This is a genomic window from Paenibacillus sp. J22P165 (assembly GCF_059692015.1).
In genome coordinates this window covers 20,177-46,861 of sequence record NZ_JCAUAP010000002.1, presented here as the reverse complement: position 1 = coordinate 46,861, position 26,685 = coordinate 20,177, and the positions used below count along the sequence as shown (strand labels likewise).

Below are 26,685 nucleotides of genomic sequence, written 5' to 3'. Positions count from 1 at the left end.
AGGTGGACGAGCAGTGGGGTCCCGAAACGGGTTTATTTATGCCCATCCCGATGATGAAACATTCTTAAGCGGATGCCTGATTCGCCGTCTTGCTGATGAAGGAGAAGAGGTTGTCTTACTTCTTGCCACACGTGGCGATGCAGGTAGACAAGGGTTAGAGCGTGCGAAGAATCGGCAGGAATTAGCCGAATTACGTGAGCAAGAAATGTTAGTAGCAGCGGAAATCCTGGGGATTTCCGAGGTTGAGCACCTAGGCTGGCCTGACGGTCAGTTGGATGAAGTTGATTTTCAAACATTAGTGCAACAGATTATTACATTTATTCAGCATCATGAAGTGGAGAATGTCTATACGTTTGCGGAAGATGGCGGTAATGGTCATCGTGACCACGTGGCTATTTCTAAGGCGACTACGGCAGCTGTACACAGTGGCGAATGTCCGAGTGTAAAGAGATTGTATTATGGATTTTCGCCACTCATGCGGACCCAAGGACATCAACCATCCATTCTAATTGATACGGAGACGATGTGGACTGTGAAGGCCGCTGCGCTTAAAGCTCATCAAACCCAGCATGTCACGATTGGGAGACACTTTGGCAACCTTATTGATTTTCCAGCGGAAAGAAGATGGGAAGCCTTTGTGCTCGGTTGGCAGGATGGTGTTTATTGGCCATAGCAAGACACAGAATCAAAGTGGTTTATCAATGAAGGAATGAGAGGAAGGTGAAGGGGATGCCTCTTCATGCACGAATTGAAGCGATTCTTATCGCTGACGATCCTGCGACATTCGTGACGAGAGAACTTGAACGTGTAGAGCTCCAATTTGGCGGAATCGAAGGTGATCGTCATTTTGGCATTTTAGCGAAAGCGAATATTCGTCAACCCATGTACAAGCGTGGTCAAGAGATCATGAATCGACGTCAGCTGAGTATCGTTTCTGTGGAGGAGCTGCAGGGAATTGCTGAGCGGATTGGCGTGAAAGAGATCCAACCGGCATGGCTGGGTGCGAATATCGTCACTAGCGGTGTCCCCGAGTTAACCAAGCTACCAATGGGAATCCGGATGATGCTTCCTAGTGGTGGTGGGCTTGTATGTGAAGGGGAGAATGAGCCGTGTTCGGGTCCAGGACGTATCATTGCCGAACATTATCAAGACCCCTTACTTACGAAGCTTTTTATTCAAAGGGCACAGCAAGCTAGAGGGATTGTTGCCTATGTAGAGCGTCCAGGTGAGCTCAAAGTGGGGGATCTTGTCCAAATTAATAATTAATTGCTGATGTACCCCCAGAAACGGAGCGCTTGTTACGAATGAGCTTGAAGAGTAAGTCATTCATCGGTTCTAGGGGAGTGTAAGAATGTCTCTTTGTAATTGTCTTAAATGTGGACGCGTCTTCATCTCGAAATGGGAAACTAGATGTACAAGTTGTTTGCAGCTAGTTCTAGTGGATTCGAACAAAGTGAAGGATTTTGTGCGAACAAATCCCCGCGCGACACTTATTGAAATATACCATCAGACAGGGGTCTCCCTTCAGACAATAAAGGAATTAATGAGAGCCTAACCGCTTGAGCTAATAAAGGAGCTTGCACGTATGCCTCATATGATTATTAGAGGAATCAGCGTTTCGCACATCCAGTCCATAAGCACGGCGCTTATTGCGGAGTTAGCAGAGGTCTGTTCCTGTGGCATTGACAACTTCATGTTGGAATGTCTGCCAACTGTCTCTATCTTTCAAGGTGAGGTTTGTGATACCTATCCCTTTATCGAAGTAGGCTGGTTTGAGCGCGGGCAAGAAATTCGTGATGCCTATGCCGAAGTCCTGACGAGGCATATCATGTCGCTTGGCATACCAGAGGTAGAAATTGCTTTCAAGGTATACCGAGAAGATAGTTATTATTGGAATGGCAAGTTAATTTAACACATTCTCCCTGTTTAGGCAGTGATTGTGCGCAATAAAACCTAATGAACCTCTTATTCCACTTTTAAAGTGGGGTAAGAGGTTTTTTGGTGTTGTAGATTTCCGCTAGGCATGCGCTGTCTTTACAGAACGTTTTCATCACGTAGGACATAAAAATGAATAAGGATGAAGGGGCGACGCCACATATCAAATACAACGAAATAAAGTGGAAAGAAGGAGGTCATAAGGTGATTTCGATTAGTCTTTGTATGATTGTTAAAAATGAAGAGCAATCGCTTGGGCGATGCCTGCACTCGGTACGAGAGGTTGCAGACGAAATCGTCATCGTGGATACGGGGTCGACGGATCGGACGAAAGAGATTGCAGCTTCGTTCGGAGCTAAAATCTACGATTTTACATGGATCGATGATTTCGGAGCCGCTCGTAATTTTTCATTTTCGAAAGCTACACAAACCTATATCATGTGGCTGGATGCGGATGATGAATTTGAAGAAGTAGACCGCTTGAAATTATTGCAATTAAAAGCTGATCTTGATCCAACGATTGATAGTGTGACGATGAATTATCATTTGAGCTTTAATGAAGCGGGGCAAGTGACATCAAGTTTGAGACGCAATCGCTTAGTTCGCCGAGATCGAGGCTTTCAGTGGGAAGGGCCTGTGCATGAAGTTCTGATCGTTGGTGGTCATGTCTTCGCAGCTGATGTTGCAGTCACACATAAAAAAGATAAAGAACATACCGATCGCAATTTGCGGATCTATCGCAAAAGGGAAGCCGCTAACGAGGACTTCTCCCCACGTGATCTCTATTATTTTGCCAATGAATTACGGGATCATGGGCTTCATAAAGAAGCGATTGCCTACTATGAACGGTTCTTGGATACGAAGAAGGGATGGATTGAGGATGTCTATTCCACCTGTCTGAAACTGGGAGATAGTTATGGCGTGCTAAAAGAAAAAGATCAGCAAATTCGGGCCTATTTCCGAGCGCTAAGTTATGATAAGCCACGTGCAGAGATGTGTTGCCGAGTAGGCGCTTATTTTTTCAATAACAATGCGATCCCGTTAGCCGCCTACTGGTACGAAACAGCAACAACCCTTGGGAATCCGCAAGGTTTAATGGGTAAAGTGGATCATGCGGCATGGACATGGCTGCCTCATCTTCAATTATGCCTCTGTTACGATCGGTTAGGGGACAAAATAAAGGCAAATGAGCATAACGAAAAGGCTTATCACATACACCCAACGCATCCAAGCATGCTTCATAATCGTGCCTATTTCGCGAAAGTGCTCAACAAGGATAGCGCGACATGAGGTTGTGTTTCTACAATCCGATATAGGGGGGGATTGACGTGTATAAGCGAACGAACAAAACAGTTAATGCAGGTAATCGTAAATTTACGATTAGCTTATGCATGATTGTGAAAAATGAAGAGAACGCCTTGCCTGCGTGTTTGAAATCTGTGGCTGGCATCCCAGATGAGATTATCATCGTGGATACTGGCTCAACCGATCGAACGAAAGAACTTGCGGCAACATTTACGGATAAGATCTATGATTTCCAGTGGATTGATCATTTTGCGGCAGCACGGAATTTCGCCTTCTCCAAAGCGACCATGGACTATATCCTATGGTTGGATGCGGATGATGTTGTCTTGGAGCGAGATCGTTGGCTCTTTTTAGACCTTATCTGTACGATGAATCCGCTAGTTGATCGTGTAACAATGCCATATAATCTCGGCTTTGATGCGAATGGCAACGTCTCGACCTCACTTCGTCGTAATCGTTTGGTTCGACGCGATCGTCATTTTCAGTGGATTGGCCCTGTCCATGAATACTTAGCAGCTTCTGGCAGTTTTCTTGATAGTGATGTAGCGATCACTCACAAGAAAGATAAAGAATATACCGATAGGAATTTACGTATTTACCGCAAACGTTTGGAGCAAGGGGAAAAATTCGGTGAACGTGATTTATTTTATTTCGCTAATGAACTACGGGATCATGCACAGTATGAGGAAGCGACTACGTACTATCTAGAATTTCTTGCAACCAATGGCTGGGTAGAGGATAAAATTAATGCTACGCTGAATTTGGCAGATTGTTACGCTCAGTTGAATGATCGAGATGCCCAGATGATGTCTTTATTACGTGCGTTTGAGTTAGACCAGCCACGGGCAGTGACTTGTTGCCGGATCGGTGCGATTTTTATTAACGAAAGCAGCTATGCAAATGCCGTTTACTGGTATGAGAAAGCCTATCAAACGCCTGGAAAAGATAGTATAGCTTTAACAGATCATAGCGCATGGACCTGGTTGCCGCATGTTCAATTATGTTTGTGCTATGATAGGCTCGGAGACGTGAATAAAGCTAAACATCATAATGATATCGCATATTCCTATCACCCTACACATCCTGCGATTCTTCATAATCGCGCTTATTTTGCCAAAATATTGACTAATCCATCGTGATGGTTGAGTAGACTTCTAAAGCCCTTTATGGGTTTTTTTTATGCCAAATTAATCACTTCTTTATTGTGTGTGGAGGTGCTTTTTGATTTCTAGCAAGTAATGAATGAATTTGAAATTAGATCATCCGTTCTTTCAATCCTTCATAACTTTTTGTTATTCCTCCCCCAACATAGTTGAAGTACAAGCGATAGCTGCTTAATGTTACAGTATGGTTAAGCCAAAGCAAAACGCCCAAACTAAGGGGGAATACAATGTCAAAACATATTTTAATGGTAGTTACAACTGCCGATAGAATAAATGAGCATGAACAAACAGGCTTATGGTTATCAGAGTTTGGCGAGCCGTACACAGCATTTATTAATAAGGGATATACGGTTACAATAGCAAGTCCTTTAGGTGGGAAAGTTCCTCTTGATCATAGAAGCCTGGAAGGCACGTCCTCAGAAATGTTAGATATGGCCAAATTTCTGAACGATTCCATTGCGTTGGAAAGCGTGAACGAAATTAAATCTTATGATGCTATTTTTATCCCAGGTGGACATGGAACTATGTTTGATATGCCCGATAACGAGTTACTTCAATCTAAGATCCGTACGATGTATGAAGCTGGAAAAATTGTTGCTGCCGTGTGTCATGGTCCTGCTGCCCTTGTTGGGGTGAAATTGTCGAATGGAGCTCCATTAGTAGCAGGAAAAACGATCGCCGCTTTTACCGATGAGGAAGAAAGAGAAACGACATTAGACCAGTACATGCCATTCTTATTAGAAACACGACTTCGCGAATTGGGAGCTAATGTCGTAGTAGCACCAAACTGGACAGACAATGTTCAAGTAGATGGGATTCTCATTACAAGTCAAAATCCACAATCTGCGGAAAGTGCCGCAAAAGAAGTTATTCGTTTATTAAGTTATTAATATTTTACCTAAATTCGTTTATATAATGCGTAATATGCATTGTTGAGACCAATAATATATTCGGATTCACTTGCTCAATGATAAGTATACCGATGGAATCTAAAATTATTCGGAAATGTAGGAGGACTCATAAATGATAACTCAACTTACAACAGCTCAAAAAATCTTGAAAGCTTGGAAAATGCATCATAACAGCGTGATTCAATTGGTTGATCAATTGCCCGAAACGAGCGGTAACTGGAGTCCTTGGGACGGCGGTATGACCACTCTGGAACTAGTACACCATCTCGCTTGGACGCCTGAGTTCTTTTTTGCTCAGATCGAGAAGCGTGACATGAATATACCGGCAGTTCCTTCGACCATTGCTGAAGCTCGTGAACTTGTGAAACGTTTGACGCCAGTGACGGAGCAAAAGCTGAATGATTACACCGACTCAAAGCTTCAGGATATCTCCACAATAAATATTAACGGTGTTGATATTACAGAGCAGATCGAGGAAATGTTTTATCGTCTAGTCGCGCATGAAGCGCATCACAAAGGACAACTATTTGTCTATGCTCGTATACTTGGTGCAAAACCACCATTCTATGTAGATCTAAGTATGTAAGTTTTGTTAGGCATTTTTGATGTTTAGAAATGAGCATTCTTTATGGACGCTTGAAAGAAGCATTCAAAAAAGCTTGAGAAAACAAGCTTTTTTTTTGTGTACAGTGATTTGAACAAATATAAAGGAGAATGTCTTTTGACTAATCACATTAAAGAAAGAATCGTAGATAATTATGTTCATGCGTATGAAAAACTTAGTAAGTTGAGTGGATTGTTTTCATTCGTTGAGAATGATCGCATTCAGCGTTGCGAATCCAATATCTCGTTTGGTCTAATTAATAGTGTATTATCCTATAAACGTTCGGAATCAAAGGATCCTGTTGACGAAGTCAAAGAAATTGAAGATTCGTATACGGAAAAAGGACAGCAATTATTTTGGTTATTTTACTCCCATGAAGCTGATGAACTCGTTGAAAAAGCTTTACTCGCTAACAAGTTCCGAGCACTTGAAGAGAATGAGATGACAGGATTCGCATTATCATTAGAAAATTGGTCTTCCGATCTGCACATTCGTGGATTTGAACTTCAGGCAGTACGAACAGAAGTAGAACTTGAAACATACAGGAAAGTAGTTCTAGCAGGATTTGATATACCTGAAACCTTGCAGGATATCTTTTGTCGGATTTTTGTAGATGCACCTAGTCATGACAAGGCATTTCAACATTACGTAGGATACATGGAAGGTGAACCTGTAACTGCAATCACTGTGTTCAAGGATGGCGGGGAAGTGGGCATCTATAATGTCGCAACACCAGAAGCTTACCGTAGGAAAGGATATGCAAGAACGGCTATTGCTCAGGTGTTGCGTGAGATACAGAATCAGGGAGTGAAACAAGCAGTTATTATTGCTACTCCGATGGCAAAGAGTGTGTATCCAGCTGTTGGATTTAAAAAGGAACTGACTATCCTTATATTTTCGAAGTAATTCCTATGTAATAGGATCGCATCAGCATGAGCTTCTTTGTGTGATAGTAGCATCAACTTTTACTTCAACTCTAACTATTTCAATGCAAAACTGATGATGTCTTTACGAAGCAGATCAGAATTCCTGTGAAGTTGGACGCAGAACGATCTCATTAATATCGACTTCCACCGGCTGTTCGATGGCAAAGGATATGGCTCGTGCCACCGCGCTAGCGGGTATGGCGGATTTATAGAAATCCAACACAGTAGACTGAGCCGTGCCCGTGGTGTTGTACTTCAGGTCACTGTCCACAGCTCCAGGCTCGATAGACGTTACCCGCACTTTGTCACCGACTTCATGACGCAGGCCTTCTGAAATCGCGCGCACAGCGAATTTCGTACCCGAATAGACGGTGCCACCAGGCGAGAAGACCTTGATCCCGGCAACCGAGCTGATGTTGATGATGTGCCCGTTTTTCTGGGCAAGGAAGCCCGGTAGGACAGCAGCGATGCCGTACAGTACCCCTTTCAGGTTGATGTCGATCATCGCGTCCCACTCGTCGGTGTTCACCTCGGCCATGGGACGGATCGGCATAAGACCAGCGTTGTTGACGAGCACGTCCAGTTTGCCGAATTCGGCAATGAGCGAATCTACGACAGCCTTGAATTGTTGCTTGTCAACTACATCGAGCTGATAGGCGCGGGCTTTGCCGCCAGCGACTTTGATTTGTTCAACCACCTCGTCGAGCTTGTCCTTCCGGCGCGCTGCCACTGCCACGATCGCTCCCTTGGATGCAAGGAGGCGCGCGGTCTCCGCTCCGAGACCGGTGCCGCCGCCCGTGATTAGAACAACCTTATTCTCAATACCTTCGCTCATGATACATCTCCTCTGTGAATGAATGGGGTTTAAGCCCTTTCTTTCGAAGCTTTGATAGCTTGGATTAATCAAAACTCCACTCCTAAGGGCTTGTAAAATACCGCCAATGGGTTTCCGACAAAGATAAGGTATACAGGAAGTGATGGGATTATTAGTAAATCATGAACACCAATTTTTGTTAAAATGAGTTAATTTTAAAAACGTCCACCCCATGAATATCATGGATTTAACTGGACAAATTAAGCCGAAAGAACAAACCAACGAACACAAAGCAGACTGCTATGGAGAATAGCCGTCTGTTTTGTGTTTATAAAACACGGATTGAACTACTCGTATGTTGTTGTGGAATAACCAGAAGGTATGAGGGATGGATATGAGGATAGAATGGTTGGAATCCTTTCAGTTAACTGCGGAATTGAAGAGCTTAACGAAAGCCAGTGAATCCTTGCATATTAGTCAACCTGCGTTAAGCAAGCAAATCCGCAATCTAGAGGATGATATAGGAGCGAAACTTTTGTTGCGTTCGTCCAGCGGCGTGACGCTGACGCCATCTGGCCAAATTTTACTAGAAAGAAGCAGAAAAATTATTGGTGAAGTCAATACAATGAGAAGAGAGATTGCGTTAAGTGTAGATGGAGGGAAGGCAGACCTGACTATTGGATCTTGGCCAAGCGTCTCGACGATATACTTACCCACTCTAATTGCTGGTAAATTACAGGCAGGAATGAATTTGGATATCAAATTTAGAGTGTATTATACTTTTTTTGAATTGCTGACAAATATGGAAAACGGAACGCTCGATGCCATTTTTATGGATGACCGAGGAATGAAACATCCATTTCACACTACACCAGTTTTCATGGAGGACTTCTTACTGTTCGTTAACGTCAATCATCCTTTCTTCGGAAATAAGGAGAATGTATTCTTCGATGAGATAAAGGATGAAACCTTTGTTATGTTACCTGAAGGATGTGACGTCCGGTTGTTGGTTGAGAAGGAATTTGCAATTAGAGGGCAAAAACTGAATATTGCATTAGAACTCGAACTAGGCCAAGGCATTCTCGGCTTTATACAAGCCAACTTGGGAATAGCTATTTTGCCTGCAATCTTCGTTAACCAGATCAATGAAACGATGAAGGCCATACCCATTTCTGACTTTAGTATGAAGCGTCGAATCTCTGTCATTACTCGCGAGGAATCCGTAAGTAAGCTGTTGTTAGGCTTTATTTAATTACGCAACGCCAATCTTCTTTATAAAGCAACTCATCTCTCATAACTTTTTGTTATTGCCTATCAAACATAACGGTAGTACAATCCACGGCCTCGTAGTGCTAGAGTATAGCTACATCGAGAAGATATTGATTGCCACAAACATAGCCCCATTCTACTCTACTTGATTGGGAAATCTTGTTAGGTGAAGTGAAGAACCGCGATCTGAGGCAATCTTAATTCTATAAGATGAAGAATACTGGTTGTATAAATAGGTAATAGGAGAGAAAGTAGAATGGAAACTAACTTAGTAACTCATGCCCATATCGAGATTGAAAAGATTGAACAAGAGGCATGGTTTGACTTATTCACCACGGCAACTGATAATAATGCCCTAAATTCAAGCGTTACTTGCACGCGTTTTGGAACGAGTGTTGCCCTTGCAGATCCAACGACTCCCATTTTTACGTTCAATCGAGTCCTCGGTTTAGGAATTGGAAAACCTGCAAGCAAAGCAGAAGTGGAACTAGCAATTGCCTGGATGAATGAATATGCGGCCTCTTCATATGCCTTGCAAATTGCACCGACAGCACATCTTGATACTATTGAAACGCAAGTTCAAGCAAAAGGACTTAAACGTACTGGAAACGGTTTGGCAAAATTTTATCGTAATGCAACGCCTGCGGTAAGTCATCCCAATCAATCTTCACTTGAAGTGAAGATAGTGACACCACAATGTGCTGCAGACTTTGGTCATGTTGTGCAGGCAGGGTTCGGATTGCCTGAGTCAGTTATTCCATGGTTTTCTGCCTTGGTTGGAAGACCTAAATGGAAGGTATACGTGGCATACGATAAAAGTGTTCCTGTAGCTTGTGGAGCTATGTACATAGATAACAGCTGGGCTTGGTTTGGGGTTGATGCGACATTGGTGGAATATCGGGGCCGTGGAGCTCAGAATGCATTAATTAAGCGTCGAATAACAGATGGGATTTCTGCAGGAGTTATTGGATTCACTGCAGAAACGGGACAGCCGTCTGAAGGAGAAGAGAACAACAATAAGTCATACTCTAACTACCTCCTGGCAGGATTTAATCGCTTGTACATTCGTCCAAACTATGTAAATAAGTAATGAAACTTCATTTATATATAGGTGTTATTTAACATAACTTCGTGAATGTTCTAACAATAGATAACTTATTCATTGATATTTGTTACACCAATCAGGAACTCGTACATTCTCCACCGTCTACATGCAATACTTGACCGGTAACAAAACTGGAATCATCCGATGCTAAGTAAACCCAAGTAGGAGCTAACTCAAAGGGCTGTCCAGATCGCTTCATAGGGTTGTTGGTACCCCACAGTGCTATTTCATCACTGGTCATACTTGCGGGAATTAAAGGAGTCCAAACCCGTCCCGGTGCGACTGCATTAACCCGGATACCTTGACTTGCTACACCACTTGCAAGTGCTCTGGTGAAACCTACAATGGCAGATTTACTTGCCGTATAGTCCAACAATAACTTTTGACCGATATAAGCAACTATTGATGTAGTATTAATAATTGTACTCCCTGCTTTCAAGTGAGGAAGAGCTGCTCTTGTTGTGTAGAAATGAGAATATACATTTACGGTAAAGATTTCGTCGAATTGTTCATCTGAAATATCTGTTAGTGAGTTTTGCTGAAATTGGACACCTACATGATTCACAAGCGTGTCTAACTTTCCGAAAAAGGCGATTGTTTTTTCCACGATATCAATGCATTGCTGCTTATTACGCAAATCACCTGGAAGAAGTAGACAACGCTGTCCTAATTGTTCTACTCGCGTTTTTGTTCGATGTGCATCCTCATGCTCATCCAAATATGAAATGGCTACGTCAGCACCTTCTTTAGCAAAAATAATCGCTATCGCAGCTCCCATACCGCTATCTCCGCCAGTAATCAATGCCACTTTCCCTTTTAATTTTTCACTACCTTTGTAATTAGGATTTTCAAGGATAGGGGTAGGAACCATGAGTTTTTCTATCCCTGGATGTCGAAGCTGTTGTTGCTCTGGAAATGAAATCGGAATCTCTTCATATTTTGTTATTTTCCCGTAGTACGGATAAAGGGGGAATGGATCATTTTTTTTATTCAGCTCAAACCATTTTTGCAGTTCTCGAATTTCGTTCTCAATATTGTCACTACTCATAGCTGACAGTCCTCCTCAGCTTGTAATTTCAAAATAATCTATGCTCTCATGCTAAAAATCATGCCTCTCGCCATTTTTAGAGCTTTGAGAATCATTTTGGCTAAAATAAAATAGAATGTATCTCATATGCCTAAATAAGGAGGAGACCCCAATGAGGTTGATTTTTAGTTCCCAAGTAAATTCATTACTAATTAATCGTACAAATGAAAAAGTTACGATGGAATACATCAATTACTCGTGGCCAATGCCTGTTATTTCAATTAGACCGCCATATTATGCGAATCCCCGTTATGAGCCAGAGTACGCCATAATATAAGCATGTTTAATATTTCGAATACTATAAACCGTCCAGCACCAGTTACCCTATTGCTTTATTGAATTGATATTTACTTACGAATCTGCCGATGATATAATAATGGGATTAAGAAAGTATTGTTTAAAAGGTCCAGAGGGAGTAACTCGGGCCTTTTTTGTTTGCAGTTTTCGTTCTCATCTTTGAGTAGATATATTAATTAAGGAGCGATAACCTGTTGAAAACATTAATTATTGCGGAAAAACCCGATATGGGGCGAAACATAGCTGCCGCAATAGAACCGAAAGCCAAAAATATGAGGTCCCATCTTGAAGGTGAGCAATATATCATCACTTGGGCAATCGGACATTTGATTGAGTTGGCTGAACCAGATCAGTATGATGACAAATATAAAAAATGGAATATTAATCATCTTCCTATCATTCCTGCCGAGTTTAAATTGATTCCTAATCCCCGTACCTATGATCAACTTAAGGTAATTGCGGAGTTGGCGAAGAAATGTAATCAATTGGTCAATGCCTGCGATGCGGGGCGAGAAGGGCAGCACATTTTCTCCCTGATTCAACGTCATCTTGGGCTAAATCAACCTGTTAAACGGCTTTGGATCTCCGATTTAACCTCGGAAACCATTCGTAATGGCTTTGCCACTTTAAAAGATGGGGCAGAATACGAGAATCTGACGCGTGCCGCGCGCTCTCGCAGTGAAGCGGATTGGTTAATCGGGATGAATGGGTCACGAGCGTTTACGACGAAGCATAATGTGTTACTGTCCGTGGGACGCGTTCAAACACCGGTTCTTGCACTCATCTATGATCGTCAGAAGCAAATTGAGGCGTTCTCTTCGCTAAAATTTTATGAATTGGAAGGACATTTTGCACAGGGAGACACGGCCTATCGCGGCATGTGGCAAGGTGATCGTTTCACAGATGGTGAGAAAGCGCAGGCGCTTGCAGCGAAAGTGAAAGGGAAGGCAGCTCGCATTCAATCCTATGAAGTCAAAGAAACGAAAGAATTCCCATTCAAATTGTATGATTTGACCTTGCTGCAACGTGAAGCGAACGGGAAATATGCCTTCTCCGCCAAGAAGACCTTGGATACTGCGCAAGCTTTGTATGAGAAGCATAAAGTTATTTCTTACCCTAGAACCAATTCCAACTATGTGACCGAGCAAAATATTCCTGACATGCATAAGGCGCTTAATGCGTTGCAAGGAACGGCTTATCATGAACTCGTTCAAGGTGCGAATCGCAATCTTGTTCATATTAATAACAAATTCATTTGTAATCCAACCAAGGTTGAAGATCACCACGCCATTTTGCCTACGAATAAGAAAGCTTCTGGACTTAGCCCAGACGAGCAAAAATTGTACGATCTCATCGTCAGACGATTCCTTTCGCAATTTTACCCGCCAGCTGCTTACAAGGTTCATACGGTTATGACAGAAGTGGAGCAAGAGCTGTTCAAGACGACAGTCAAAGAACTATTGTCGCTAGGCTGGAAAGTTATTTATGCCGATCAGAAGAAGGAAAAAGCGAAGGCAACGAAAGGCAAAGAGAAGGAAGAGGAAGAAGACGAAGAGGTCGAAGTGAATGAGCCATTCTCGATAGATGCCAATGGAGACGTCACTTGTACGGATGCGATTGTAAAGGAAAAGGACACGCAACCGCCTAAGTATTTCAATGAAGGAACGCTGCTGAAGGCGATGGAGAGTGCAGGGAAGCAGATTGAAGATGAAGAGCTCCGCGATGCGATGAAAGACTCCGGTTTGGGCACTCCTGCGACACGGGCAGCAACCATCGAGCGCTTGAAGAAGGTTGGCTACATCGACATGCAAGGGAAGAAAATCATTTTGACCCAGAAGGGCCGAATGGTAGTCGAGTTGATTCGCGGAGCGGGAATCGAGCTGTTGACTTCCCCGGAGATGACGGGGCAATGGGAGCGCAGATTGAATGAGATCTCCCGTGGTACAGCGTCGGACGAGCAGTTCATGCATAATGTGAAAAGATTCGCGACACTGATTGTTGATAAAGTGCGAAAGCAAGCAAGGGCTTCGAAAACGGATTTCGAGGGTGAAAATGCGCCAGAGGCAACTGGTAAACGGGGCTCATCCTCAGCCAAGTCAGCATCTCGCGGTGAGGGTGGAACGAAAACGCCAACCAAGAAGAAATCGCCAGCTGAGAAATCGACAGGCGACGGAGCGAGTACGTTTATCGCTACTTGTCCACGACCAGGCTGCGGTGGCTCGCTCTTTATGGGACGCAAAGGTTACGGCTGCTCTCATTATAAGGAAGGTTGCAGCTTCGTCATTTGGAAAGAAAGCTTCGGACGTAGCTTAACGGACACGCAGGTGCAAGCCCTCGTCCAAAAAGGGAAAACAACCAAACTAAAATTAGTCCTGGCTGACGGCACAGAAACGGATGGGAAAATAGTACTGAAGGATGTCGCGACAGGTGCATTAGGCACGGAATGAGCAGATGGGGGAACTACGGCGTGAGGTCTTTAACGAACGATTGGTTGGCGATTTTGGCAGAGGAGTTTCAAGCACCGTACTTTAAGGAACTGCAGCAATTTCTCAAAGAAGAATATGCCCAGCAAACGATTTATCCACCTGAAGATGAGGTATTTAGTGCGTTGGAGTGGACCTCCTTTGCGGATACGAAGGTCGTTATTCTTGGGCAAGACCCTTATCATGGCAGCGGCCAAGCCCATGGTCTTAGCTTCTCTGTGAAACCAGGGACCGTGATCCCGCCTTCTCTGCGAAATATGTATAAAGAATTAGCGGCAGATCTAGACTGTCCCATCCCGGAGCATGGTTATTTGAAAGCTTGGGCAGAACAAGGCGTTCTCTTGTTAAATACCGTATTAACTGTCCGTGAGGCGCAGCCTAATTCACATAAAGGAAAAGGGTGGGAACGGTTCACGGATCAGATTATTCGAGCGTTAAGTGCGCGTGAGAACCCTGTCATTTTTGTGTTATGGGGAAGCCATGCGCAGGCTAAGACAGCTTTAATCGATGCAACGAGACATGTGATCCTAACTTCTGCCCATCCGAGCCCGCTATCAGCGTATCGCGGATTCTTTGGCAGCAAACCTTTTTCTAATGTGAATACGGTTCTGAAACGACTTCAAGTGACAGCAATCGACTGGAATATCCCAAATATATATGTAAAAAAACCATGAATGACAAGATTCATGGTTTTTTTACATATATAGACTCAAACTGCAGTTTGGTATCGAATACTATATTTAAGTTCTGTAAATGTGTGAGGACTCTCTATAAAATGGGCTGTACATGAGTAATGGGTAAGCGTAAGTCGCAATCTTTACCTGTTTCATAGGAGCGGTTACCAAGGACATCCCGTAAGGCATCATAATCAGCTTCCGTACCTCGTTGTAGTACTTGAATGGCGGCTTGGAGTACAAGAGTGGCGTCGTTCATTGCTGTATCCAAAAGCTCCCATACGCTAAAAGAATAAGTTTCATTTAGATCAGTGGGGCAGTTCCAAGTGGTCTTCGCTTCATTGAAATAATCGAGCGGAGCGGGATTCTTCTTAAATACCAATGGTGATATTTGACCGAATGTCAATATTCGCTTAATTCCGTTAGGATCATGAAATAGTCGTTGCGCACGAATCATGTCCAAATAGGCGATATCCCAGTCGTTATCGTCGCGCATCTGAGACGCCATTTCAGGATGATGAATCGCAGTTGCAGCGGAAAGTGCAGGAACAATGCCGAGTGGGAACTTTTCACCTACATATATTTCTTTCCAGACCGGTGTTTTCCACGTTTGAATATTTCGTTCATGCTTTGCGTAGATGGTATCCATAATGATTTCAAAGCGTTGGTGGTCCCATTTCTTGAAGCCTGACTTATAGAATACATAAGGGTGTAAATTACGATCTAACACATGGTGCGTTATAAATCCGAGCACGTAAAGAACGGCAGGATTATAGATGCCTCTGCCTTGTACCTGACGAATCAGATCAAGTAAAAAGGGGCCGCAGGATTCCTTGTGCATGAGACTACCGAGTTCATTTAAAGTCTTATCTTTTTTCCAAGGTAGGAAGTTGTGGTAAAAAAGAAAATCAGGTCCTTGGCAGCCTAATGAAAAAATATGCCGCTGTTGTTTATCGTTCAGAATCGATGAATGACCTAATTGGTTCATAACTTTTTGTCCAAAAATGAGATGTGTCCAAATATTAGGCAAGGGAGCATCCTCCTAGGTATGAGCTAATGATTTTTATATTCTAACATACGGATGAAACCCTAGGGCACATTTCGCGAACAATTTCACTGTAAAAGGGTAAAAAGGCAGGATTAGTGCGGGTATTGTCGAATCTATCAAGCGATGATGGGCTACATCAAAGCCTGTACCATGGGGGATAAAAATATGACTAAGCAATCGGAAATGGAGCCTTCGTTCGATACGATTTTTGAATTTACAACAATGGGAATGGCTCTGATTTCGCTTGAAGGTCAGTGGTTGAGATTGAACCACAGTCTATGCGATATTCTTGGATATTCCGAGACAGAGCTTCTTGCAACGAATATTAAGGCATTATTAGAGCCTGCCCTACAGGGGGATTTCGTTACTGTTTTTGAAAAACTACAACTTGGAGCGTTGCCCGAGTATCAATCGAACATACGCATACAACATAAGAATTTAAAGATGCTGTATGTAGACTGGCGGATGTCTGTTCTAAGAGATACAGACAATGAGCCCCAAGCCTTCATTGTTCAAGTGAAGGAAACCTCGGAACAGTCAGAGATGGAACGAAAGTTGGCGGAAAGCGAACAACGTTATAAGTCATTAATTGAACATAATCCTGCAGGTATTCTTACTTGTGACATACACGGACGCATTCAAGGTGCCAATCCAGCCATGGAGCGGATCCTAGGCTACTCGAAAGATGAACTCCTGTTACGATTGATCCATCATTTATTTCAACCTAAGGATCCGAATCTTGTTCAAGCAGAAGGTATGCATTTGCGAAATGATAACTATATGTTGATATTTCAACAAGCGAATGGAGATACCATTGAATTGGGTGTGAAAAATGTACCTATTATTGTTAATGGTACATTGGATGGTGTGTATTTAATTGCAAAAGATATCACACAGTTCAACCGTGACCGGGAATCGCTGCGCATCGCACAACAAGATCTTCACGACACAGTGAGAAGACAACAAGGAATGACGTTGAAATTCCGGAGAATAAATGGAAATTACATCCATACTTTGTGTGACGGAGAGCTTCTGTATCGGTTGGGCTATCAGCCATCTCACATTTTAGGGAAAACATTATATGAAATTTGGCCAACGATGTTGGCGACTTCCATAGAAGCCTATTACCATCGTGCATGGAACGGCGAGGAAAATGTGATGTTTGAGTCGACATTCCGGGGAATTACGTATCTCACCTCCTTGCGACCGATCATGGAGAATGAGCGCATGATTGAGGTTATAGGCTCGTGTGTGGATATCACGGAACGGAAACAGATGGAGATAGAGCTCCGTGAGACGAAAGAACTGCTCGAGTCTGTTATTAATAACACGTCCGACGCGATTAGTGTATTGGATTTAAATGCGAGAGTTATTTCTGTCAATGCGGCGCATGAACATATTTTTGGCTGGAGTCAAGAAGAATTAATGGGCAGTACATTACCGATTTATCCGAGCTATTTGGAAAATGAACGTAAAGAAATGTACGAGCAGCTTCGACTAGGAAAGCAGATATCGGGGAAAGAGTCTGTGCGGCTTCGCAAAGATGGTCGACTTATCCATGTAAGCATTACAAAAACTCCGATCAAGAATGAAAAGGGTGAAATTTTCGGGTTCGCTGCAATTACTAGAGATATCACAGAGCGTAACCAAACGGAAGAACTTCTTCGGAAGTCAGACAAGCTTGCCGTTGCTGGCCAGCTCGCGGCGGGACTTGCGCATGAAATTCGAAATCCACTGACCTCTCTCCGTGGCTTCTTGCAGTTGCTGCAGCATGATTTGAAAGACAAGAAACATTATTTTGACATTATGTTATCCGAACTGGATCGCATTAATTTCATTGTAAGTGAATTTCTTGTAATCGCGAAGCCGGAGGCAATTACCTATAAGAAAAGTAGTTTAGAAAAGATCTTGCAATCCGTCATTGCGCTGTTGGATACACAGGCTGTTCTTTGCAATGTAGAATTGTTATTAGAGTTCCAAACCGAAATCCCTGAAATTACTTGTTCGGAAATGCATTTGAAGCAATTATTCATCAATTTGATCAAAAATGCGATGGAAGCCATCTCAAAAGATGGACAGATTAAATTGATTGTTTCGTTACATGGGGAAGATTTGATCCGAGTACGGACACAAGATAATGGGAGCGGGATTCCAGAGGATAGAATGAAGCAGCTAGGAGAGCCTTTCTATACGACGAAGGAAAAAGGGACAGGGTTAGGATTAATGATGTGTTTCAAGATTGTAGAAGCGCACAGAGGAACGATGAGCATTGAGAGTCAAGTGGGCTATGGGACTACGATTGATGTCTACTTACCTACGGATAAGAACGAGCCAAATCTTGTGACTTAAGTTACACAATAAAATAGAAAACCGCCGACCGAAGGATACGGAAACGGCGGTTTTCATATGTTTTAGAAAGCAATACTAAACTCCGATGTTTCTCTTGAGTACCAAGTGGATATTTCGGGGTTATTTTCGTTGTAAACTTGTACGTGATCTGGTGTGTATTTATTGATAATCCCTGTATTTACCTGGTAATAAACGCCTAGCTGATCGAGTGACCATACAAATACAGGCGTTTTCGTTAGCGCCGCGGCAAATAATTCTGAATCCGTATCTAGTAGTTTAGTCCCGTAAATCATCGATACACCTCTGTCTTATGGATAGGATTGTAACTCACTTATTAATAGAGACAGCATGGCAAATGAAATCATCACACTGTGTTTTTAATTTTTTTGTATCTACATCAGGCTTCATATGCTCACTACTTTGAGGATTGCCAAAAATATGTAGAATATAAGCAGTCGATGCTAGAAATTTTATTCTTGGATTTAGTAAGCGGCAATAACGAGCGAAGAATCTGAGGAATCGCAAAGGAAAAAAAAGAGGGTTCCCTCCCGTTTGAATTCCTTGTATAATAGGTAAGCTTTGCTGAATTGACAGTAGGTAAATTATGATTGGGTAGAAGGAGAAAGGGGTCAATGGCAGTGATTGTGGTTGGGGGAATGATCGGTCTTGGTAAGACATCTGTATCCACTTTGCTTGGACAAGAATTAAATTCGAATGTTTTTTATGAGAGTGTCGATGATAATCCGATTTTACCGCTTTTTTATACAGCGTCACCGGAGGAGATCGAGAAACATCGTTATCCTTTTCTCCTGCAATTGCACTTTTTAAATACGAGATTCAAGGCCATTAAACAGGCGTTAGTACATAATCGTAATGTACTGGATAGAAGTATTTATGAGGATTGGTATTTTGCGAAAGTAAATCGCGAACTTGGACGTATTTCTCAGTTGGAGTTCGATGTATACGAAGGTTTGGCAGACAATATGATGTCGGAGTTGGCAGAACTTCCGAAGAAAGCGCCTGATTTGATGGTGTATTTAAAAGCTTCTTTCGAGACGGTTATGCACCGTATCGGACTTCGCGGCCGCAGCTTTGAACAGGATCAATCGTTGGTTGATTATTACCGTCAACTTTGGTCAGGTTATGATGATTGGGTCATGAATCATTATCATGCATCCGAGGTTCTGATCGTTGATATGGATCGCGTCGATGTTGTTAATCGTAAGGCAGATGCTATTCAACTTGTTGAAGAAGTTAAAGCGAAATTATCAGATTTGGCCATCGTATAGTAGTTAAAATCGAAATTTGTCGAATTGTCGAAAAGACCCCCTCAAACCTGAGGGGGTCTTTCGAATCTTATAGGTAGCAAAGCAAATCAAATGTTATAATCCGAGAAAGCGAAGGTGATGAAATTGTTGTTTATCGTATGTTACAAAGGCAAGCCTATGAGTGCACCATTGCCGAAATTAGCAGCAACGGAAAAAATGTTGAAGCTTAGTCGATCATTTGCCAATTTGGAGCTTGTCGAAGTGCAGCAACAACAATGGCAGAAAGCTTCGAATATCTAGGACCATACATAAGACGAACGAACATGACAACTCCTTAATCTTCGATTAGGGAGTTTTTTGTGTTGCCTAATCTATGATAGAGTGAGTATACATTCATGTACATCGATGTGGAGGTTATTCGAACTATGTTATTAGAAGTTATTGCTACTTCACTGTTAGATGCTAAGCGAGCAGAGGCCGGAGGCGCAGATCGGATTGAACTCGTAGCGGATTTGCGGCAAGGCGGATTAACACCTGAGTTAGCACTTGTTCATCAAATTACTTCCTCTGTCTCCATACCCGTGAACGTAATGATCCGCCCGCATGCCCGCTCATTTCATATGTCAGAAGAAGATATAGCCGCTATGCTTGAATCGATCAAACACGTTGAGCAAGCAGGTGCCAATGCCCTCGTATTTGGCGTGCTTACACCCGAATTAAAGATTGATATCTATCATCTTAACATGCTATTAAAGGCTACTTCTTTGCCTGTTACCTTCCATCGCGCATTCGATGAAGTGTCGCAACAAACAGAAGCATTGCAGTTGCTGCTGTCCTATCAACAAATTCATACCGTACTCACATCGGGAGGTGCCTCGAGCGCCCTCCAGGCGGTGGACCAGATTCGCTTTCTCAACGACATGACTAGCGGAAGCCATTTGAACATCTTGCCAGGTGGTGGACTTACGCTTGAAACTCTGTCTTCATTCGTTCGTGCAACAGGGGTGCGAAGTGTTCACCTAGGCACTGCAGTTAGAGAAAATGGCAGTGTGAACGAGCCCGTTGATGAAAATAAGGTGCGGATAGCAAGAATGCTTTTAGATGAAATCATCCAACATTCGAATCTTAAGGAGGAACACTTGTGAACATTCTAATTCTTGGCGGCACCAAATTTCTAGGAAGGGCACTGGCGGAAGAAGCGCTCGCGCAAGGGCACGAAGTGACCTTATTCCATCGCGGTCTGCATGATGCGCATGCCCTACCACAAGCTCGGCACATCCTAGGAGATCGGAATGATGATTTATCTAAATTGCGTGGCTTTGAGTGGGACGCGGTGATTGATACAAGTGGCTATCAGCCGGAGTCCGTTGAAGCTTCCACGAACACATTAAAGCATATTGCGAAGCAGTATACATTCATTTCTACCGTTTCTGCCTATGCGAATTTAAAGCAAGTTCATTTAGATGAAACGGCTGAAGTGTTGCGCGTAGAGGACGCGGCAGATCCAGGACAGCGTTATGGAGCGCTAAAAGCAGAATGTGAGAAGGTCGTTGAAGAGGCATTTCCACAGGGAGCGCTCATTATTCGGCCAGGTCTCATTGTTGGTCCGAATGACGCCTCAGATCGATTCACATACTGGCCAGCTCGCTTGAAGCGAGGGGGGTACGTTGTCGTTCCCCTGCCGCGAGAAAGGAAACTTCAGTTCGTAGATGTGCGAGACCTTGCAGCATGGACGCTGGCGTTGATTGAGCAAGGAGTCACAGGGACTTTTCATGCTAGTGGTAGTGATTACACGATGGAAGAGCTTGTGAATGCTTGTAGGTCTAGTGACAACGATTCAAAGATCACCTGGGTGACGGAAGAATTTTTAGTCGCACAAGAAGTGGGTCCTTGGATGGAACTGCCGCTCTGGCTGCCAAGCGATAGCTTAATCGGCATGTTGCAGCTTAACAACTCGAAAGCGTTCCACGCGGGATTAAAAACTAGGCCGCTGGGCGAAACAGTTAGAGATACACTGGCTTGGGAACAAAGTCGTGATCCGGCGGCGGCTAGAGTTGCTGGATTGAAGCCTGAGCGTGAGGAGCAATTGCTGCGGGATTGGGAAGCTTTCACAGGAGCAAAGAACTGAGAGTTGTCTATCCGCCGGGGCAATTCGTGCAAAATCGTGCGACGAAAATAATTTGAGTTTTGTCCACGCGGCGAGCGAATAGCTGCTGGTTTCTGAATATAATGGAAGAGTAAACTCTGAGAAGATGAGGTGCTGTCCATGTACGATTCCACAGATATTCAAAGTAACAAGGGAATGGCTATTCTTGCGTACATTTTGTTTTTCATCCCGTTAATCGCAGCGAAAGAATCGAAGTACGCGTGGTACCATGCTAATCAAGGTCTTACTTTGTTCCTAGCATGGGTCATTGTGAATGTTGTACTAGGCATTATTCCGTTTATTGGTTGGATCCTACAGCCGATTGCGAACTTGGCTTTGGTCGTTTTGGCTATTCTGGGTATTGTCGCGGCAGCGCAAGGTCAAGTCAAGCCACTTCCCATTATCGGCAGCTATACACTTCTGAAGTAGAGCATACATAATAGTAAGGGCTGACTATCCGTAGATAATCTACGATGGTCAGCTCTTTTTCATTTTTTAAGAAATTTGCATGCGAAAGCCACTAATATGGAATGATAAGAGTGAAAGGGGATTGAAATGTCCTATCGATCGCCTTGTTAAATCGAGCAGCATTCATTGTTGGTGAAATTTTGTCCAAATTTTGATCATCGTGTGAATAAAATATGAACAAAATTAATTTTTTGTGTTATACTATTTATGAAGCACTTACATTTAAGTCAGGAGTTGTGATGACAATGTCAAATAGAGCCGTTTCCGTGAAATCAGTTGAACGTGTTGAACGAGATGTAATGCCATTAGTGAAATTAATGACGTTTGCTGCGTGGGCGTTGCTTGCTATAGGTTTGGTTCTTAGCTTGGTTAGTTTAGAGAGCTTCAGTGATACCAACACGACATTAATGGTTGGCATTGGGTTCATGGTAGGTAGTGTCCACATTTATGTGATTCGTACAGCGATTCATTTGGTTCATTCTCGTAATGTTGCCAAAGGTGAATGAGAACGAGGGTTCGGTGGAATACTAGGCAAGCCTTTCAAGTCTAAAACTTGGAAGGCTTTTTGCTGTTCATATTTTTCCAGCAGAGTCAACAAACGTTCTGTGACATTTGTTTTACATTACTACGTCGAACCGTTGACGTATTTGTTAAGTTGACTTTGTGATGGTGAACTTTGATGAACAAGATGATATGTTGATTACAGGTAGGATTTGTTGATTGGGAGGTTAAAGTGGATGAAGAAGAGAAAGCTTGTACAAGCAGGGATGCTCTTCATGATGGTCGCCATCATCGTAGTACTTTCTGGCTGCAGCCAAGCTATGGTGTTGGATCCTAAAGGACCCGTAGGTGCTGAGCAAAGAGATTTGATTGTGATTGCAACCATTTTATGCGGGGTAATCCTCGTTCCAGTTCTTGCACTAACAGCATGGATTGTATGGCGATATCGCGATAGCAAAAGTAATAAGGCATCGTATAAACCCAATTGGTCTCACAGCACGTCACTCGAAATTGTATGGTGGACTGTGCCGATCATCATTATTGTCACATTGGCTGTTGTAACGTTGAAGTACACATATGCGTTAGAGCCTTCAAAGCCATTGAAGTCGGATAAAGAACCAATAACGATTCAAGTGACATCACTTGATTGGAAGTGGCTGTTTACCTATCCAGAGCAAGGAATTGCCACGGTGAATTACTTGCAAATTCCTGAAGATACACCGATTAAGTTTGAGCTTACATCTGATGCACCAATGAACTCCTTCTGGATTCCACAGTTAGGTGGGCAAATTTACACCATGTCAGGTATGGCGATGACACTCTACCTACAAGCAGATGAGATCGGACATTATTTCGGTACAGGAGCGAATTTCAGTGGAGAGCACTTCGCTGATATGACATTCGATGTGAATGCAACGTCGAAAGAAGATTTTGATTCCTTTATTGAAAAGACGAAGAAAGTGCCTACGAAATTAACCAAAGAAGGTTATGAGGAGCTAGCAATGCCGGGTAAATCTGGCGTGAAGTATTTCTCATCGGTTCCTGAGGGGCTTTTTGAACAAATCGTAAACAAATATACGAATGGTCAGTCCGTTCACAATGGTCACGGTGCTGGCGGTCATGACATGAAAGACACGAAAGACTCAAAGGATACGAAAAAAGAAAGCTCTATGGATCATACACAAATGGATCATAGTCAGATGAATATGTCGAAATAGTTGGATATAGATCAAAGTTTCATGAAAGGGAGATCTGCTCATGCTGGATAAAATAAAAGATTTTGCATCCGAGTTTTTCGTAACGGGCGATCCAATGATTCTGGGAGCTCAGGTTAGTATCGGGCTCTCGTTAGTAGCCATGGTATTCGTACTCACCTTTTTCCGAAAATGGGGTTGGCTGTGGCGTGAATGGTTGACAAGCGTTGACCATAAGCGAATCGGGATCATGTATATTATCTGTTCGTTATTAATGCTATTCCGCGGTGGTGTAGATGCACTTCTAATGAGGTTGCAGCTAGCGATTCCGGATAGCCAGTTCTTACAACCAGATCACTATAATCAAATTTTCACAACGCATGGTGTAATCATGATTTTATTCATGGCGATGCCGCTTATGTTTGGTTTATTCAACATTGTTGTTCCTCTGCAAATTGGAGCGCGCGATGTCGCATACCCATTCTTGAACTCACTGAGTTTCTGGATGTTCTTCTGGGGTGCCATGCTTTTCAACGTTTCATTCGTTATCGGTGGTTCACCAGATGCAGGTTGGCTCAGCTATCCGCCACTTTCCGAATTGTCACATAGCCCAGGAGTGGGCCAGAACTTCTACATTTGGGGCATTCAAATTTCAGGTATCGGGAGTTTGGCAACAGGGATTAACTTCATTGTGACCATTTTGAAAATGCGTACACCAGGTATGAAATTGATGAAAATGCCAATGTTTACGTGGTCCGTATTTTCAAGCTGTATTATGATTATCTTTGCTTTTCCAATCTTAACAGTGACACTTGCGTTACTATTCTTAGACCGCTTCTTCGGTGCTCATTTCTTCACCTTGGACGGCGGCGGAAATCCGATGATGTATATCAACTTAATTTGGATGTGGGGGCACCCTGAGGTTTATATTGTGGTGATTCCAGCTTTCGGGATTTTCTCAGAAATCGTATCGACTTTCTCGAGGAAGAAGCTATTCGGTTATAAATCGATGGTATTTGCGATGTTAATCATCAGCTTGCTGTCCTTCTTTACCTGGGCGCATCATTTCTTCACGATGGGATCCGGCGCGGACGTGAATGCTTTCTTCGCAATAAGTACGATGCTCATTGCAATTCCAACGGGGGCAAAAGTATTTAACTGGCTCTTCACGATGTTCCGAGGAAAAATTCGCTTTACAACACCGATGCTATGGACGATTGCCTTTATTCCATGCTTTGTTGTTGGGGGAATGACAGGGGTCTTGTTATCTGTTGCTCCTGCTGATTTTCAATTCCACAATAGCTATTTCTTGATCGCGCATTTCCATCAAGTATTAATTGGTGGGGTAGCATTTGGATATTTCGCAGGACTTTATTACTGGTGGCCAAAAATGTTCGGATTCAAGCTGAATGAGCATTTGGGTAAATGGGCGTTCTGGGTGTGGAACATCGGTTTCTATGTTTGTTTCATGCCGCAATACTTCCTGGGTTTAGACGGAATGACGCGTCGTACCTACACGTATAGCTGGGATATGGGCTGGGGCCCGCTTAACATGGTTTCAACTGTCGGCGGTTTCTTAATGGGTCTTGGTTTCATATTCCAAGTATGGCAAATCGCTCACTCCATTAAGTTCAGAGAACAAGATGTTACGGGCGATCCGTGGGATGCACGTACACTGGAATGGTCCATTCCTTCACCAGCACCACTGTACAACTTTGCAGTGCTGCCTAAAGCAGAAGTGGCTGACGCTTGGTGGGAAGCGAAGCAAGGGAAGAAACAACCGAGACCAACTACGTATGAACCGATTCATATGCCTAAAAACTCAGCAATTCCGTTTATTATATCGTTGTTATGGTTTTTTGCGGGCTTCGGATTCGTCTGGGATTGGATGTGGCTAACCATTCCATCATTAATTGGTGTTGCCATCTGTATGATTGCTCGTTCCTTCAGCTATGATACGGATTACTATATTCCAGCGGATGAAGTGAAGAAGACGGAAGATGCCGCTTGGAAAGGAGTGAAGGTGTAATGGCACACACAGCTGCACATGGTGCACACGACCATGGACACGATCATGAGCAAGAACATGAATCGCTCAAAACGTTTGGTTTTTGGATATTTCTAATCACAGACGTTATTTTATTCGGCTCGCTATTTGCGACCTATATCGTCCTTCACCAAAATACGAATGGCGGACCAACCCCAGAAGAATTATTCAAGATGCCGGGAATCATCGCGGAAACCTTCATCTTGCTGACAAGTAGCTTTACAAGCGGCTTAGCTGTATTGGGGATGCACAAAGGAAATCTGAAGCAACTAATAGGCTGGTTGATTGTGACCGTAATATTAGGAGCATCATTCGTTGGATTAGAGCTCTCAGAATTCATTACTATGGTTAATCATGAGGGCGCAACAATCTCCACGAGTGCTTTCCTGTCTGCCTTCTTTACATTAGTAGGTACGCACGGTCTGCACGTTTCCGTTGGTTTACTTTGGATGATTGGTCTAATTTTTCAATTGAAACGCCGCGGGATCACAACAGTTACGAAACGTAAAGTAGAGATCATTTCCTTGTATTGGCATTTTCTGGACGTCGTTTGGATCTTCGTCTTTACGGTCGTCTATCTCATGGGGGTGATGTAAGTGAGCCAACCACATACACAATCTCATAACAATCACGAGTCGCATGGATCATTGAAATCGTATATCATCGGGTTTGCGCTATCGATCATTTTGACCATCATTCCACTTGTTGTTGTCATGAACCATATGCTTGGGAAAACAGGTACATTAGTTTTAATTTTAGTCATGGCCGTTTTGCAATTTGCTGTACAATTGTTCTTCTTCATGCATGTCAAAGAAGGCGAGAATGCACGGTGGAACATCATGGCGCTGCTATTTGGTCTAGTTATTCTAGTAACCATCGTTGCCGGTTCCATCTGGATCATGACCTATAATACAGTCGCGCATTAAATTAGTTAATAGCATGAAGCATTAGACGTTCTCAGCCATCTGTAAAGAGGCTGAGGGCGTCTTTTTTCGTTCTTAACTCATGGAGAGCCCTCAGCGAGTAAAAGGGTTGTCTTTTTAATCTATTTCATGATACATTATGTATCAGAGATACTAAATGTATCAGTCA

The 26,685-nt window shown here is 43.1% G+C and carries 28 protein-coding genes; 24 read left to right on the top strand and 4 right to left on the bottom strand.

What is annotated here, in order from left to right:
• Window positions 1-13: 13 nt before the first annotated feature.
• The 8 genes from AC58QM_RS04280 (at window position 14) to AC58QM_RS04245 (ending at window position 6,824) form a co-directional block, all read left to right on the top strand.
• Window positions 14-673: a PIG-L deacetylase family protein gene (locus AC58QM_RS04280; protein WP_497281694.1), complete on the top strand. Its 660-nt coding sequence runs from the start codon at window positions 14-16 to the stop codon at window positions 671-673.
• Between the two features lie 56 nt (window positions 674-729).
• On the top strand, window positions 730-1,266 hold the full coding sequence (locus tag AC58QM_RS04275; protein ID WP_497281693.1) for an MOSC domain-containing protein: 537 nt from the start codon (window positions 730-732) through the stop codon (window positions 1,264-1,266).
• A 319-nt stretch (window positions 1,267-1,585) separates the two neighbouring features.
• On the top strand, window positions 1,586-1,912 hold the full coding sequence (locus AC58QM_RS04270) for a DUF1904 family protein (RefSeq protein WP_497281691.1): 327 nt from the start codon (window positions 1,586-1,588) through the stop codon (window positions 1,910-1,912).
• Window positions 1,913-2,139: 227 nt separating this feature from the next.
• A complete protein-coding gene (locus tag AC58QM_RS04265) occupies window positions 2,140-3,225 on the top strand; it encodes a tetratricopeptide repeat-containing glycosyltransferase family 2 protein (protein ID WP_497281689.1) in 1,086 nt (361 codons plus the stop codon).
• A gap of 101 nt (window positions 3,226-3,326) precedes the next feature.
• A complete protein-coding gene (locus AC58QM_RS04260; RefSeq protein WP_497282747.1) occupies window positions 3,327-4,379 on the top strand; it encodes a glycosyltransferase in 1,053 nt (350 codons plus the stop codon).
• 251 nt (window positions 4,380-4,630) lie between these two features.
• A complete protein-coding gene (locus AC58QM_RS04255; protein ID WP_497281688.1) occupies window positions 4,631-5,293 on the top strand; it encodes a type 1 glutamine amidotransferase domain-containing protein in 663 nt (220 codons plus the stop codon).
• Window positions 5,294-5,426: 133 nt separating this feature from the next.
• Entirely contained in the window at window positions 5,427-5,900 is a 474-nt protein-coding gene (locus tag AC58QM_RS04250) for a DinB family protein (protein ID WP_497281686.1), read from the top strand.
• A 135-nt stretch (window positions 5,901-6,035) separates the two neighbouring features.
• Complete coding sequence (locus tag AC58QM_RS04245) at window positions 6,036-6,824, top strand: GNAT family N-acetyltransferase (RefSeq protein WP_497281684.1); 789 nt, start codon at window positions 6,036-6,038, stop codon at window positions 6,822-6,824.
• 114 nt (window positions 6,825-6,938) lie between these two features.
• Here AC58QM_RS04245 and AC58QM_RS04240 read toward each other — a convergent pair whose 3' ends face one another.
• Window positions 6,939-7,679, bottom strand: coding sequence for an SDR family oxidoreductase (locus AC58QM_RS04240; protein WP_497281683.1), 741 nt, complete (start codon window positions 7,677-7,679; stop codon window positions 6,939-6,941).
• Window positions 7,680-8,046: 367 nt separating this feature from the next.
• On the opposite strand from AC58QM_RS04240, the gene AC58QM_RS04235 reads away from it, so the two are divergent.
• Complete coding sequence (locus tag AC58QM_RS04235; protein ID WP_497281682.1) at window positions 8,047-8,910, top strand: LysR family transcriptional regulator; 864 nt, start codon at window positions 8,047-8,049, stop codon at window positions 8,908-8,910.
• 273 nt (window positions 8,911-9,183) lie between these two features.
• Window positions 9,184-10,017 (top strand): hypothetical protein, encoded by an 834-nt coding sequence (locus AC58QM_RS04230; RefSeq protein WP_497281680.1) that lies wholly within the window; start codon window positions 9,184-9,186, stop codon window positions 10,015-10,017.
• A 91-nt stretch (window positions 10,018-10,108) separates the two neighbouring features.
• Here AC58QM_RS04230 and AC58QM_RS04225 read toward each other — a convergent pair whose 3' ends face one another.
• Window positions 10,109-11,080, bottom strand: a complete 972-nt coding sequence (locus tag AC58QM_RS04225; RefSeq protein WP_497281678.1) for an SDR family oxidoreductase — start codon at window positions 11,078-11,080, stop codon at window positions 10,109-10,111.
• 530 nt (window positions 11,081-11,610) lie between these two features.
• On the opposite strand from AC58QM_RS04225, the gene AC58QM_RS04220 reads away from it, so the two are divergent.
• Entirely contained in the window at window positions 11,611-13,863 is a 2,253-nt protein-coding gene (locus AC58QM_RS04220; protein WP_497281676.1) for a type IA DNA topoisomerase, read from the top strand.
• Between the two features lie 20 nt (window positions 13,864-13,883).
• Window positions 13,884-14,573, top strand: a complete 690-nt coding sequence (locus tag AC58QM_RS04215; RefSeq protein ID WP_497281674.1) for a uracil-DNA glycosylase — start codon at window positions 13,884-13,886, stop codon at window positions 14,571-14,573.
• 94 nt (window positions 14,574-14,667) lie between these two features.
• Here AC58QM_RS04215 and AC58QM_RS04210 read toward each other — a convergent pair whose 3' ends face one another.
• Window positions 14,668-15,603: a zinc dependent phospholipase C family protein gene (locus AC58QM_RS04210; RefSeq protein ID WP_497281672.1), complete on the bottom strand. Its 936-nt coding sequence runs from the start codon at window positions 15,601-15,603 to the stop codon at window positions 14,668-14,670.
• Between the two features lie 183 nt (window positions 15,604-15,786).
• Between AC58QM_RS04210 and AC58QM_RS04205 the strand changes: the two genes are divergently transcribed.
• On the top strand, window positions 15,787-17,970 hold the full coding sequence (locus AC58QM_RS04205) for a PAS domain S-box protein (RefSeq protein WP_497281670.1): 2,184 nt from the start codon (window positions 15,787-15,789) through the stop codon (window positions 17,968-17,970).
• A 62-nt stretch (window positions 17,971-18,032) separates the two neighbouring features.
• Here AC58QM_RS04205 and AC58QM_RS04200 read toward each other — a convergent pair whose 3' ends face one another.
• On the bottom strand, window positions 18,033-18,263 hold the full coding sequence (locus tag AC58QM_RS04200) for a hypothetical protein (protein WP_497281668.1): 231 nt from the start codon (window positions 18,261-18,263) through the stop codon (window positions 18,033-18,035).
• A gap of 78 nt (window positions 18,264-18,341) precedes the next feature.
• Here AC58QM_RS04200 and AC58QM_RS04195 point away from each other — a divergent pair, with 78 nt between their 5' ends.
• The 11 genes from AC58QM_RS04195 to cyoD all read left to right on the top strand — a co-directional run bounded on the left by AC58QM_RS04195 (window position 18,342) and on the right by cyoD (window position 26,519).
• Complete coding sequence (locus tag AC58QM_RS04195; protein ID WP_497281666.1) at window positions 18,342-18,485, top strand: DUF3900 domain-containing protein; 144 nt, start codon at window positions 18,342-18,344, stop codon at window positions 18,483-18,485.
• A 117-nt stretch (window positions 18,486-18,602) separates the two neighbouring features.
• Window positions 18,603-19,259 (top strand): deoxynucleoside kinase, encoded by a 657-nt coding sequence (locus tag AC58QM_RS04190; RefSeq protein WP_497281664.1) that lies wholly within the window; start codon window positions 18,603-18,605, stop codon window positions 19,257-19,259.
• Between the two features lie 117 nt (window positions 19,260-19,376).
• Window positions 19,377-19,538: a hypothetical protein gene (locus AC58QM_RS04185; RefSeq protein ID WP_310224019.1), complete on the top strand. Its 162-nt coding sequence runs from the start codon at window positions 19,377-19,379 to the stop codon at window positions 19,536-19,538.
• A gap of 125 nt (window positions 19,539-19,663) precedes the next feature.
• The gene (locus tag AC58QM_RS04180) at window positions 19,664-20,383 is read left to right on the top strand and encodes a copper homeostasis protein CutC (protein ID WP_497281662.1); all 720 of its coding nucleotides are present in this window, start codon (window positions 19,664-19,666) and stop codon (window positions 20,381-20,383) included.
• Window positions 20,380-21,366 carry an NAD-dependent epimerase/dehydratase family protein gene (locus tag AC58QM_RS04175; RefSeq protein ID WP_497281660.1) on the top strand — a complete coding sequence of 329 codons (987 nt, stop codon included), beginning with the start codon at window positions 20,380-20,382 and terminating at the stop codon, window positions 21,364-21,366. Before AC58QM_RS04180 ends, AC58QM_RS04175 begins: the two co-directional genes overlap by 4 nt.
• Before the next feature lie 138 nt (window positions 21,367-21,504).
• Window positions 21,505-21,813 carry a DUF4870 domain-containing protein gene (locus AC58QM_RS04170; protein WP_497281658.1) on the top strand — a complete coding sequence of 103 codons (309 nt, stop codon included), beginning with the start codon at window positions 21,505-21,507 and terminating at the stop codon, window positions 21,811-21,813.
• Window positions 21,814-22,097: 284 nt separating this feature from the next.
• A complete protein-coding gene (locus tag AC58QM_RS04165) occupies window positions 22,098-22,358 on the top strand; it encodes a hypothetical protein (RefSeq protein WP_497281657.1) in 261 nt (86 codons plus the stop codon).
• A 231-nt stretch (window positions 22,359-22,589) separates the two neighbouring features.
• Window positions 22,590-23,570: a ubiquinol oxidase subunit II gene (cyoA, locus tag AC58QM_RS04160; RefSeq protein WP_497281655.1), complete on the top strand. Its 981-nt coding sequence runs from the start codon at window positions 22,590-22,592 to the stop codon at window positions 23,568-23,570.
• Between the two features lie 40 nt (window positions 23,571-23,610).
• Window positions 23,611-25,575 carry a cbb3-type cytochrome c oxidase subunit I gene (locus tag AC58QM_RS04155; protein WP_497281653.1) on the top strand — a complete coding sequence of 655 codons (1,965 nt, stop codon included), beginning with the start codon at window positions 23,611-23,613 and terminating at the stop codon, window positions 25,573-25,575.
• Window positions 25,575-26,189 carry a cytochrome o ubiquinol oxidase subunit III gene (cyoC, locus tag AC58QM_RS04150; protein ID WP_497281652.1) on the top strand — a complete coding sequence of 205 codons (615 nt, stop codon included), beginning with the start codon at window positions 25,575-25,577 and terminating at the stop codon, window positions 26,187-26,189. The genes AC58QM_RS04155 and cyoC overlap by 1 nt, the downstream gene beginning before the upstream one ends.
• Window positions 26,190-26,519, top strand: a complete 330-nt coding sequence (cyoD, locus tag AC58QM_RS04145) for a cytochrome o ubiquinol oxidase subunit IV (protein ID WP_497281650.1) — start codon at window positions 26,190-26,192, stop codon at window positions 26,517-26,519.
• Window positions 26,520-26,685 lie beyond the last annotated feature (166 nt).